This is a genomic window from Allobosea sp. 05T422_2 (genome assembly GCF_056396265.1).
Window position 1 is genome coordinate 1 of record NZ_JBFTLD010000229.1, and the last position, 11251, is coordinate 11251.

General features: G+C 65.2%; 12 protein-coding genes. 6 read left to right on the forward strand and 6 right to left on the reverse strand.

All coding sequences use genetic code 11. The annotated features are described in order from the left end of the window. From AC1DJT_RS28105 to AC1DJT_RS28120, 4 genes are all read right to left on the reverse strand, one after another. A partial coding sequence (locus tag AC1DJT_RS28105; RefSeq protein ID WP_476835315.1) for a RidA family protein occupies nucleotides 1–206 on the reverse strand: 206 nt, incomplete at its 3' end. A 79-nt stretch (nucleotides 207–285) separates the two neighbouring features. Then, nucleotides 286–1089, reverse strand: coding sequence for an FAD binding domain-containing protein (locus AC1DJT_RS28110; RefSeq protein ID WP_476835316.1), 804 nt, complete (start codon nucleotides 1087–1089; stop codon nucleotides 286–288). A gap of 17 nt (nucleotides 1090–1106) precedes the next feature. Next, the gene (locus AC1DJT_RS28115; RefSeq protein WP_476835317.1) at nucleotides 1107–3470 is read right to left on the reverse strand and encodes a xanthine dehydrogenase family protein molybdopterin-binding subunit; all 2364 of its coding nucleotides are present in this window, start codon (nucleotides 3468–3470) and stop codon (nucleotides 1107–1109) included. An 84-nt stretch (nucleotides 3471–3554) separates the two neighbouring features. Next, the gene (locus AC1DJT_RS28120) at nucleotides 3555–4055 is read right to left on the reverse strand and encodes a (2Fe-2S)-binding protein (protein WP_476835322.1); all 501 of its coding nucleotides are present in this window, start codon (nucleotides 4053–4055) and stop codon (nucleotides 3555–3557) included. Between the two features lie 358 nt (nucleotides 4056–4413). Between AC1DJT_RS28120 and AC1DJT_RS28125 the strand changes: the two genes are divergently transcribed. Further along, nucleotides 4414–5757, forward strand: a complete 1344-nt coding sequence (locus AC1DJT_RS28125) for a methyl-accepting chemotaxis protein (protein WP_476835318.1) — start codon at nucleotides 4414–4416, stop codon at nucleotides 5755–5757. Between the two features lie 106 nt (nucleotides 5758–5863). Here AC1DJT_RS28125 and AC1DJT_RS28130 read toward each other — a convergent pair whose 3' ends face one another. Continuing rightward, nucleotides 5864–6316, reverse strand: a complete 453-nt coding sequence (locus tag AC1DJT_RS28130; protein ID WP_069880024.1) for an SRPBCC family protein — start codon at nucleotides 6314–6316, stop codon at nucleotides 5864–5866. A gap of 166 nt (nucleotides 6317–6482) precedes the next feature. Between AC1DJT_RS28130 and pcaB the strand changes: the two genes are divergently transcribed. The 5 genes from pcaB to pcaC are packed head-to-tail and all read left to right on the forward strand — an operon-like array spanning nucleotide 6483 to nucleotide 10714. After that, entirely contained in the window at nucleotides 6483–7847 is a 1365-nt protein-coding gene (gene pcaB, locus AC1DJT_RS28135; RefSeq protein ID WP_476835319.1) for a 3-carboxy-cis,cis-muconate cycloisomerase, read from the forward strand. A gap of 1 nt (nucleotide 7848) precedes the next feature. Continuing rightward, the gene (locus AC1DJT_RS28140; protein WP_441506189.1) at nucleotides 7849–9108 is read left to right on the forward strand and encodes an aconitase X; all 1260 of its coding nucleotides are present in this window, start codon (nucleotides 7849–7851) and stop codon (nucleotides 9106–9108) included. After that, the gene (locus AC1DJT_RS28145) at nucleotides 9099–9509 is read left to right on the forward strand and encodes an aconitase X swivel domain-containing protein (RefSeq protein ID WP_441506190.1); all 411 of its coding nucleotides are present in this window, start codon (nucleotides 9099–9101) and stop codon (nucleotides 9507–9509) included. Before AC1DJT_RS28140 ends, AC1DJT_RS28145 begins: the two co-directional genes overlap by 10 nt. Nucleotides 9510–9528: 19 nt before the next feature. Further along, nucleotides 9529–10308 (forward strand): 3-oxoadipate enol-lactonase, encoded by a 780-nt coding sequence (gene pcaD, locus AC1DJT_RS28150; protein ID WP_476835320.1) that lies wholly within the window; start codon nucleotides 9529–9531, stop codon nucleotides 10306–10308. 10 nt (nucleotides 10309–10318) lie between these two features. Then, nucleotides 10319–10714: a 4-carboxymuconolactone decarboxylase gene (pcaC, locus tag AC1DJT_RS28155; RefSeq protein WP_441506192.1), complete on the forward strand. Its 396-nt coding sequence runs from the start codon at nucleotides 10319–10321 to the stop codon at nucleotides 10712–10714. A gap of 7 nt (nucleotides 10715–10721) precedes the next feature. Here pcaC and AC1DJT_RS28160 read toward each other — a convergent pair. Next, a partial coding sequence (locus AC1DJT_RS28160) for a flavin reductase family protein (RefSeq protein WP_476835321.1) occupies nucleotides 10722–11251 on the reverse strand: 530 nt, incomplete at its 5' end.

Genomic DNA, 11251 nt, shown 5'->3' on the forward strand with positions numbered 1-11251 from the left:
ATGCCGGCAGCGTGCAACTGGGCCTCGATATTGCGCCAGACCAACCGCGATTGCTCGGCAAAGCTCTCCGGCACAGTTCCATCGCGCGTGCTCGGAATCTGCCCGCTGATGTAGAGCTGTCGGCTCGCGCCGGAAACCAGCAGGGCCTGGGCATAGCCGCCGGCTGCTTCGGGCGCTTCGGGCGCCGTGATGACCATCTTGTCCATGTTCCGCTCGCAACCAGCCAATCAGCAAAAATCCTCCCCTGTGTGGGGGAGGATTCCGTCGCAGGTCAATCGGCTTCGGCTATTTGCCCGTCGCCCTGGCAACTGCTTCCCGTGCCATCACGCCAATCAGATGGGCCCGATACTCGGCATCGGCATGCATGTCGGCATTGATGCCCTTGGCCGTGTGCTTGATGCCATCGAGAGATTTCGCAGCGAACCGGGCCTTCAAAGCGGCCTCGGCCTCCGGCCAGCGGAAAACGCCGCCTTCGCCGGCGCCCGTCACCGCGACACTGACCTCCGAGCCCCGCTTGGCCACGAAGACGCCGACCAGTGCATAGCGGGAAGCCGGGTTGCGGAACTTGGCGTAGCCTGCCTTCGACACCAGCGGGAAGGAGATCCTGACAACGATCTCGCCCTCCTCCAGCGCCGTCTCGTAGAGGCCGGTGAAGAACTCTCCGGCCGTGAGCTTGCGCTTGTTGGTGACAATGGTGGCGCCGAGCGCCATGAGCGCCGCCGGATAATCCGCCGCCGGGTCGTTATTGGCGACAGAGCCGCCAATCGTGCCGCGATGGCGCACATGCGGGTCGCCAATATGCGAGGCGAGATAGGCCAGCGCTGGGATCGCCTCCCGGACGACAGCCGAGTCCGCCACTTCGGCATGGGTCGTCATCGCACCGATAACGACATTGCGCCCCTTGCGCTCGATGCCCCTGAGATCGGCGCAACCGCCGAGATCGACGAGGTGTGTCGGCGACGCGAGGCGCTGCTTCATGGTCGGCAGCAGGGTGTGCCCGCCGGCCAGCAGCTTGGCATCCTCCTTCTTGGCGAGGAGGCCAGCGGCCTGGCGGGCCGTGGCCGGGCGATGATAGGTGAAAGCGTACATCGTGTTGTCCTTTCAGATCACTCGGCGGCCATTCGCTTGATGCTCTTCTGCGCTGCGCGCCAGACCACCTGCGGCGTTGCCGGCATGGTGACCTCCTCATGGCCGAGCGCATCGGTGATGGCGTTGATCACGGCCGGCGGCGAGGCAATCGCGCCCGCCTCGCCGCAGCCCTTGATGCCCAGCGGGTTGGACGGGCACGGCGTCACCGTCATGCCGACATCGAAGGACGGCAGATCGTCCGCACGCGGCATGCAGTAATCCATGAAGCTCGCAGTCACGAGCTGGCCGTCCTGATTGTAGCGCGCCCCTTCGAGCAGCGCCTGGCCGACGCCCTGGGCAATGCCGCCATGGACCTGGCCCTCGACGATCATCGGGTTGATCACGATGCCGAAATCGTCGACGGCCGCCCAGCGCTCGATCCTGGTGATGCCGGTCTCGGGATCGATCTCGACCTCGCAGATATGGACACCGGCCGGGAAGGTGAAGTTCGTCGGATCGTAGAACGCGCCTTCCTTCAGCCCCGGCTCGAGATCCTGCCCATTGAACTTGTGGGCGATGTAAGCCTGCAGCGCACAGGAGCCGAAATCGAGCGTCTTGTCCGTGCCCTTCACGTGGAAGTTGCCATCCTTGAAATCGATATCGGCCTCGTCCGCCTCGAGCACATAGGCCGCGACCTTCTTGCCCTTGGCGATGACCTTGTCGACAGCCTTGGCGATCGCGGACATGCCGACCGCGCCCGAACGGGAGCCGTAGGTACCCATGCCCATCTGCACCTTGTCGGTGTCGCCATGGATGATCGAGACATTCTCGATCGGGATGCCGAGCCGGTCGCTGACGAGCTGGGCAAAGGTCGTCTCATGGCCCTGGCCGTGGCTGTGCGAGCCGGTCAGCACCTCGACGGTCCMAACGGGGTTGACCCGCACCTCCGCCGATTCCCACAGGCCGACGCCAGCCCCCAGCGAGCCGACCGCAGCCGACGGTGCGATACCGCAGGCCTCGATATAGGAGGAGAAGCCGATGCCACGCAGCTTGCCGTTGCGGGCCGAGTCGCGCTTGCGCTTGGCGAGCCCCTTGTAGTCGATGATCTCCAGCGCCTTCTTCATCGAGGCAGCATAGTTGCCGGTGTCGTACATCATGATCACCGGCGTCTGATGCGGGAACTTCTTGATGTAGTTCTGCATCCGGAACTTGGCTGGATCCTTGCCGAGTTCGCGCGCCGCAATCTCGACCAGGCGCTCGACCACGAAGGTCGCCTCCGGCCGGCCGGCGCCTCGATAGGCATCGACCGGAGCCGTGTTGGTGTAGACCGCATCGACCTCGCAATAGATCGCCGGGATATCGTACTGGCCCGACAGCAACGGGGCGTAGAGATAGGTCGGCACCGAGGACGAAAAGGTCGAAAGGTAGGCGCCGAGATTGGCCGTCGTCTTCACCCGCATGCCGATCATCTTGCCATCAGCGTCGGTCGCGAGCTCGGCATGGGTGACATGGTCGCGCCCATGCGCATCGGAGAGGAAGGCCTCGGTACGGTCCGAGGTCCATTTCACCGGCCGGCCCACCTTCTTCGCAGCCCAGACGCAAACCGTCTCCTCGGCATAGATGAAGATCTTGGAGCCGAAGCCGCCGCCGACATCCGGCGCGACGACACGCAGCTTGTTCTCCGGCGCAATGCCGATGAAGGCGGAAAGGACGAGCCGCGCGACATGCGGGTTTTGGCTGGTGGTGTAGAGCGTGAAGGCGCCCTCGCCCTGGTCGTAATCGCCGACGGCCGCGCGCGGCTCCATCGGGTTCGGCACCAGGCGGTTATTGACGAGGTCGAGCTTCGTGACGTGCTTGGCCGCCTTGAACGCCTTTTCGGTCGCAGCCTTGTCGCCGAGATGCCAGTTAAAGACCGTGTTGTCGGTAGACTCGGCATGGACCTGGGTCTTCGAGCTCGCAGCACTCGCCGTGTCGACCACCGCCGGCAGCACGCCGTAATCGACGCTGATCGCCTCGGCCGCGTCCCTGGCCTGCGCCAGCGTCTCGGCCACCACGACCGCGACATGGTCGCCGACATAGCGGACCTTGCCCTGAGCCAGCGCCGGATGCGGGCCGGCCCGCATCGGCGAACCGTCCTTGTTATGGATCATCCAGCCGCAGATCAGCCCACCGATCTTATCGGCGGCAAGATCCTCGCCTGTATAGATCCCAAGCACGCCCGGCATCGTCGCCGCGGCCTTGGCGTCGATCCTGTTGAGCGTGGCATGGGCATGCGGCGAACGCAGGAAATAGGCGTAGGTCTGGCCAGGCCTGTTGATGTCGTCGGTGTAGCGGCCCTGGCCGGTGATGAAACGGTGATCTTCCTTGCGGCGGACAGCGGCGCCGATTCCGGTTGCGGACATGGTGTTCCCTCCTCGCACAGCGCCTCTGGCGGACGCCTCATGGCTTGAGAACCGGCCTGCGCGGGAGCGCGCCGGCCGAAGGCGTCACTCGGCAGCCTTGCGCGTCGGCGTCGCCGCCTTGCCCATCGCCTCCGCCCCGGCAGCGATCGCCTTGACGATGTTGTGGTAGCCCGTGCACCGACAGATATTGCCATCGAGATCATCACGGATCGTCGCTTCATCGAGCGAATGGCCACGACGGCTCACCATATCGACCGCAGCCATGATCATGCCTGGAGTGCAGTAGCCGCATTGCAGGCCGTGATGCTCGCGAAATGCCTCCTGCATCGGATGCAGCACGCCGTTCACGGCGAGCCCTTCGATCGTCGTCACCGTGGCGCCATCGACCGAAAGAGCAAGCGTCGTACAGGACTTCACGGCTTTGCCGTCGAGATGGACGACACAGGCACCGCACTGGCTGGTGTCGCAGCCGACATGCGTACCGGTCAGTCGTAGGTTCTCGCGCAGGAGCTGCACCAGCAGGGTGCGAGGATCAACATTCGCGGTGACGGCCTTGYCGTTCACCGTCAACGAAACCGTGGCCATGAGCACATCTCCTGGGACCCTACGTCCGGCGCCCGGCCAGTGACCCTCCCAGCCACTGAAATCCGGAGCCGGAGCCGTTCGCGAAACCTCTAGCCTCATCAGGCAGTTTTTTCTTGGAACAGCTCGAAACGGAATGTGGACCCGGGATTTTGCGCGGTCAAGCGCGATGGCAACAAGATGAAGCGGCGATTTTGCGGACTTTGAGTGCTGTTTTCGCCAAGCATCAACGCTGCACTGCAACAAACACACGCGTACGAAAACGCGCGCGAGAACGGCCTGCATTCGCAGAATGTTAACGCCGGAGATCACAGCTTTGCTGATCGCTATCGAAGCCTTGCTCGGGATCATGAACGTGTCGGTGTCGACCATCTCTGATCAAATCCAGCGGCGCCTGCGCGCCATCGGCTTCGACGAGGCCCAGCGCGAGCGCCTGCGAAGCTATCGCTCCATTGTGGACCGTGTGATCGAGGGCCTCGTTGCCAAGGATTTTGCCCGTGCCTTCGTGATCCATGCGCCCCTGCGCAGCACGGTAGAGCCCGTCGCCGAAACGCTCTATCCGGCCGAAGCCGCACATTTCAAGCAGCTGTTCGATGGAGAGTTCGGCGAAGCCTATTGCAATTCGATCGAGCGCTTATGTGTGCTGGAGCGCGTGGCCAAGGTCGGTCCACGCCCACGGGTCTCGATCGCCTTCGCATTGTACCAGGCGATCTCGGTCGCCAGCCGTTGGCGCCTTGTCCTGTCGCCGAAGAAGGTGGGCCGCGATCTCTACATCATCGAGCGGATCCTGACCTACGACATCAATACCGCGATCACGATCGATCAGCAGATCGAGGCTGGCGAGGCCGAACGGCGCGGACAGGCCCTCGACAACGCCGCTGCGCTGATGAAGTCCCGCATCGGGCAGCTCGATACGACGATCAGCGGCGCGGTCGAGCAGTTCGTCTCGACCTCGTTCGAGACGACCGAAGCCACCAGCTTCATCAAGAATCAGATCGGTAGCCTCGCCCACGCCTCCGCCCTCGTGCGCGAAAAGGCGATCCAGACGGCGGCCGCCACAGAAGAGATGTCGGCCAATATCGCCGAGATCGGACACCGCGCCCGGCAAAGCCTCGCGATTGCCAATCGGGCCGTCGACGACGCGGAGGCGATGAATTCGGCCGTCGCAAGGCTGCGCGAGGTCACCGGCAGCATCGGTACCGTAGTCGGGCTCATCGCCGATATCGCGGCACAGACCAATCTGCTCGCGCTGAACGCAACCATCGAGGCCGCACGCGCCGGGGAGGCTGGCCGAGGCTTCGCGGTCGTCGCCTCCGAAGTGAAATCGCTGGCGACCCAGACCGCCAGCGCGACGCAGGATATTGCCCGGCAGATCGCCGAACTGGCCGCCAGTGCCGAGGTCTGCGGCGTCCGCTCTGCGTCGATCGGCAAGACGATTGGTGAGATCAGGGGCGATTCCGAAGCGATCTCGGATGCCGTCGCCCAGCAAAGCTTCGTCACGACCAGCATCGCCCGCGATGCGGCCGAGGTCGCAAACAGCTCCGACGAAGCCATCGCCAGTGCGACCGCCGTCAATGACGGACTTGCCACGACGGCAAGAGCGCTCCAGCGTGCCAACACAGCCGCGTCGGACATCGCGCTCCAGATCGGAGCGGCGGAAGCGTCCGTCAGCGAGGCTCTCGCGTCGCTGCGCAAGGCCTCGTAGATCACCGAACCGGATAGTGTATCCGGTTCGGTGATCTAACCTCCTGCGTTTGCATCGGATTTTCCGAGAACCGCATCCACGTTTCGGGCCGATGCTTTGGGCGCGCTCAGCCTTCGCTGACCGCCTTGGCGAAATTCGCAAAGAATTCGTCGGCAAGCTTCTTCGAGACCGAATCGATCAGTCGGGATCCAAGCTGCATCAGCTTGCCGCCGACCTGCGCCTCGACCTCGTAACTCAGCAATGTCTGCCCTGCTTCCGCGTCACTGAGCACGACCTTGGCGCCGCCCTTGGCGAATCCGGCGATCCCGCCCTCGCCCTCGCCCGCGATCCGGTAGCCATTCGGCGGATCGAGATCGGCAAGCTCGACCTTGCCGCGGAAGGTCGCCTTCACCGGCCCGAGCTTGACCTTCACCACCGCCGAGAAATGCGTATCGTCGTCCTTGGTAAGCTGTTCGCAGCCGGGAATGCAGGCCTTCAGCACCTCGGCATCGTTGAGCTTTGCCCAGACCACATCCTTGCTGGCGGGTAAGGTGACCTCGCCATTCATCGTCATCGCCACGGCGTCACTCCTCCATCTTGGCTGCGCCGAACGGCCCATATTGCGGGCGAGCGCGCCTCGGGTCTATCCAAGGACCCATTGGTCTATCCTTGATCGGAAAGCGCCAGCCTAGACAAGGGGAGCGAGCCTGCATTGCGCCACGCATTTCCGAACACGCGGAGCCGCCATGACTGACCTGCCCGGTCTCTATGGCGAGCTCTTCGCCGATCACGAGATGGCAAGCCTGTTCGAAGACCGGGCACTTCTGCAAGGCATGCTGGATTTCGAGGCCGCGCTCGCTCGCGCCGAAGCGGCCGCCGACGTCATCCCCGCGGCCGCCGCCGACGTGATCGCGGCGGCCTGCAAGGCCGAGCTTTATGACATCGGCGCCATCGGCAKGGCCGCGACTCTTGCAGGCAACCCCGCAATCCCGCTGGTCAAGCAATTGACCGCCCAGGTCGCTGCGGTCGATCCGGAAGCGGCCAAATGGGTGCATTATGGCGCAACCAGCCAGGATGTGATCGATTCCGGCCAGGCCCAGCAATATCGCACGGCCTACCGGCTGATCCTCCGGCGCTCCGCCCGTCTCGCCCACGCCCTCGCCGAACTGACGAAGCGCCATCGAAACACTCCGATGATCGGGCGCACCTTCCTCCAGCATGCCGTGCCGATCAGCTTCGGCGTCAAGGTGGCGCAGTGGCTTGGGCCGATCGTTCGCTTCCATGACGATTTCATGATCTACGGCCAGGCTTCGCATCAGTTGGGCGGAGCAGCCGGGACCCTGGCCTCGCTCGGCGACAAGGCTGAAGCCGTGCTCCAGAATTTCTGCAGGACGATGCCGGCGATCGGCGCAGTCCTGACGCCCTGGCACACGGAGCGGCACCGGCCGGCGCGGATCGCGGCCGCGCTTGGCATCGTCCTGGGGCATCTCGGCAAGATCGCCCAGGACACGGCGCTGATGGCGCAGACCGAAATCGGCGAACTGGCCGAGCCGGAAGCGCCCGGAAAGGGCGGCTCCTCCGCCATGCCGCACAAGCGCAACCCGGTGCTGTGCACGCTGATCCTCGCCGGAGCGAAGCGCGCTCCGGGGCTGGTCTCGACCATGCTCGCAGCGATGCCGCAGGAGCACGAGCGCGCCATGGGCGKCTGGCATGCCGAATGGCGCACGCTTGCCGAACTCTTCATCATCGCCGGTACGGCACTCCATCAAAGTGTGGCGCTGATCGAGGGCCTGCAGGTCTTTCCGGAACGGATGCGGCAGAATCTCGAGCTCACCCACGGCCTGGTCATGGCCGAGCGGGTTTCGCTCGCGCTTGCGGCGTCGATCGGCCGGGCCGAGGCGCATCACCTGCTCGAGGAGGCAAGCCGCGACTGCGTGGCCAGCGGCAGGCATCTCAAGTCCATTCTCGCCGAGCATCCGGCGCTCGCCGGCCGCCTTGGTGAAAACGAACTCGACATCTTGTTCGATCCGGCGACCTATCGCGGAGCGAGCGACTGCATCATCGACCGGATACTCGCGCTCTACGAAGAAGAGCGCGAGTATATGGACTGACATGCTGCAACTGACCGACGAGGAGCGGGCGATTGCCTCCGGCGCGCGAGGCGGTGGCTCAGCGATGGCCTTGCGTATCGTCGCCGAAGCCGCTCGCCTGATGGGTGCACGGAGGTTGATACCCGTTGCCTCGGCCCATATCGACGGCGCGCTCTACCACGGTGATTCCGGCACGCTCTTCGCGGAGAAACTGGTCGAGGGCGGCGCCAGGGTCGCTGTGCGGGCGACGCTGAATGTCGGCTCCCTCGCCCCCGCCGGCTGTGCCGTGATCCGCCTCGCCGCACATCAGCGCGATATGGCGGCCCGCATGATGCGCGCCTATGAGGCGATGGGCTGCGAACCGAGCTGGACCTGTGCGCCCTACCAGGCCGGACACCGCCCCGCACAGGGCAGCGACGTCGCCTGGGGCGAGTCGAATGCCGTCGTCTTCTGCAACTCGGTGCTGGGCGCGCGCACCAACCGCTATGGCGATTTCCTCGACATCGCCTGCGCGATTGCCGGGCGCGCCCCGGATTACGGCCTCCACCGCGCCGAGAACCGTGTCGCGGAGTTGCTGCTCGACGTCGGAGGGCTCTCGAAGGAGCTGCGCCGGTCGGATGTGTTCTATCCCGTGCTCGGCACCTTTCTTGGACGCGCTGCCGGGAGCACGGTCGTCGTCATTGAGGGGCTTCAGGATTGTACGACCGAGGACCGTCTAAAGGCGCTCGGTGCGGCTGCTGCCTCGACCGGAGGCGTCGGCTTGTTTCATGTCGCCGGTGTCACGCCCGAAGCTCCTGATCTCGCCACGGCACTCGGGGACCGCCCCCCGAAACAGCGCATCGTGCTGACGCATCTGGAGGTGCAGGCGACCCTTGCGCGGCTCTCCACGGCAGGCACCACCGACCGTATCGACGCAGTCGCGATCGGCTCGCCACACCTTTCCCTGAAGGAGATGGGTGAGCTGGAAAACCTGCTCGCGGACCGCACGCTCTCTCGCCCGCTTTACGCCAATACCGGTCGCCACGTGCTCCAACCTCTGGAAGCGCAGGGGCGCCGCAAGCGCCTGGAAGCCGCCGGCGTCATCTTCGTCGTCGATACCTGCGTGGTGGTGACGCCGATCCTGCCCGAGATCGAAGGCGCGGTGCTGATGACGAACTCCGGCAAGTTCGCGCAATATGCACCGGGCAATACCGGCTACGCCGTGACCTACGGCTCGCTCTCCGAATGCGTCGAGAGCGCCGTCGCCGGTCGCCTCGTCAGGGAGCCCCGGACATGGTCTTGAAGGGCGAAATCCTGATCCCCGGCGGCGACGTGAAGGGCGAGTGCCTGGCGCTCAGCGCAGCAATCAGCTTCTGGGGCGGCGTCGATCCGCGCACGGGCATGATCATCGATGCGCGCCATCCCGAGCGAGACCGCAACATCGCTGGCACTGTGCTCGCCCTGCCCGGCACGATCGGTTCGTCCTCTGCCTCGGCCGTGCTGCTCGAACTCGTCCATGCCGGGAACGCGCCCGCGGCGATCCTGATGGATGCGCCCGATGCGATCCTGCTGCTCGGCCTCGTCGTCGCGCGTGAGATGGGTTGGCCGACGCCGCCGGCTCTGCGGCTGCCCGCATCGCAGCAAGCGGCGCTTGCAGGTAAGACGCTTCTGATCAGCAGCGACGGCAACATCGCGGTACAATAGGCCAGGGAGAGACAGGACGATGCCGATCGAGACCATCCGGGGCGAGCCCTTCAATATCCGCTTMGACGGGCCTGAGGACGCACCTGTCCTGATGCTCTCGAACTCACTCGGCACCGATCTGCACATGTGGGATCCGCAGATTCCCGAATGGACCAAGCAGTTCCGCGTCCTGCGCTACGACTCGCGCGGCCATGGCAAATCGACGGCGCCAGACCGGCCCTATTCGCTGGCCGAACTCGCCGGCGACGCGATCGGCATCACGGACCATTTCGGCCTGGACAAGGTGCACTGGTGCGGCGTGTCCATGGGCGGAATGGTCGGGCAATGGCTCGCAACCCATGCCCCCAGGCGGCTCCACCGCGTGGTGCTGGCCAACACCTCCGCCCGGATGGGACCGCCCGATCTCTGGAACGGCCGCATCCGCAATGTCCGCGCCAATGGCATGGGGCCGCTGGTGCAGTCGACGCTGGAACGCTGGTTCAGCCCGGGTTTCCGCGAGCGCGACGGAAAGACCGTGGAGGCCGTGAGTGCGATGCTCACGACCACGCCACCGCTCGGCTATGCGGGCTGCTGCGCCGCGATCCGCGACATGGATCAGCGCGAGGCGATCTCGGCAATCGTCCTGCCCGTGCTGGTGATTGTCGGCGCGCTCGACCCGGCCACACCGCMCGCCGTCGGCCAGCAGATCGCCGATTCCATCCACGGTGCAGAGCTTGTCACGCTCGATGCCGCCCATCTCTCCAATCTCGAGCAGCCCGAGGCCTTCGGCCGGGCTGTTCTCGACTTCCTGAACGCCTGAGGAGGCCGCCATGGACGACGCCACCCGCTATGCCAATGGCATGAAGACCCGCCGCGCCGTGCTTGGTGAGGCCTATGTCGACAAGGCCAGTGCCGGTGTCACCGAGTTCAACCGCGACTGGCAGGAGTTCATCACCCGAACCGCCTGGAACGACATCTGGAACCGGCCGGGGCTGATCAAGCGTGAGCGCTCGCTCATCGTGCTTTCGATTGCAGCCGCGCTCGGCTCCTGGGGCGAGTTCCGAATCCATGTCCGTGGCGCATTGAACAACGGATTGACGCGCGACGAGATCAAGGAAGTGCTGATGCAGACAGCGATCTATGCCGGCGTGCCAGCCGCCAATCACGCCTTCAAGGAAGCGGCCATCGTCTTCGCCGAGGTCGCCGAGGAAGCCGGAGAGGTCTGACGGCCCTTCAGACCTCGGAGAAGCCGCGCCGCCGGTAGACCAGCCCGCTGCCCTGGCCCCGGCCGCCGATCGCCACGACCTCTCCGATCAGGATGCGGTGGGTCGCGACACGGTGCACCTCGATCAGCCTGCAGTCGAAGGCGACAAGCGAGCCGACGAGTGCCGGCGCTCCGGTCACGAGCGTCGTCCACTCGGCCGTCGCGAAACGGGCCTCGCCTTCGATGCCCCGACGCCGCGCAAAGATCTCGGCGAGATCCCCGTCATCGCCCGCCAGCGTGTTGATGCAGAAAGTCCCGCTCGCCTCGATCGCGGCGAGCGTGCGGCTGATGCCGTCGACACAGACCAGCATGGTCGGCGGCGCGTCGGACACCGAGGCGACCGAGGTCGCAGTCAGGCCCGCGCGGCCCGTCGTGCCCCGCGTGGTGACGATATGCACGGCGCTCGTGACCTGCGCCATTGCCTGACGGAAGGCCGGCGCATCAGGAATGGCCGTTACATGGGGCACGGCCTGGAACGTCTTGGTCATCAGCCCGATCT

Excerpts from the sequence above, each read along its gene's own strand:
- AC1DJT_RS28145 (WP_441506190.1), top strand. The coding sequence starts at position 9,099 with ATGGTCTTGAAGGGCGAAATCCTGATCCCCGGCGGCGACGTGAAGGGC.
- AC1DJT_RS28140 (WP_441506189.1), top strand. The coding sequence starts at position 7,849 with ATGCTGCAACTGACCGACGAGGAGCGGGCGATTGCCTCCGGCGCGCGA.
- pcaC (WP_441506192.1), top strand. The coding sequence starts at position 10,319 with ATGGACGACGCCACCCGCTATGCCAATGGCATGAAGACCCGCCGCGCC.
- AC1DJT_RS28110 (WP_476835316.1), bottom strand. The coding sequence starts at position 1,089 with ATGTACGCTTTCACCTATCATCGCCCGGCCACGGCCCGCCAGGCCGCT.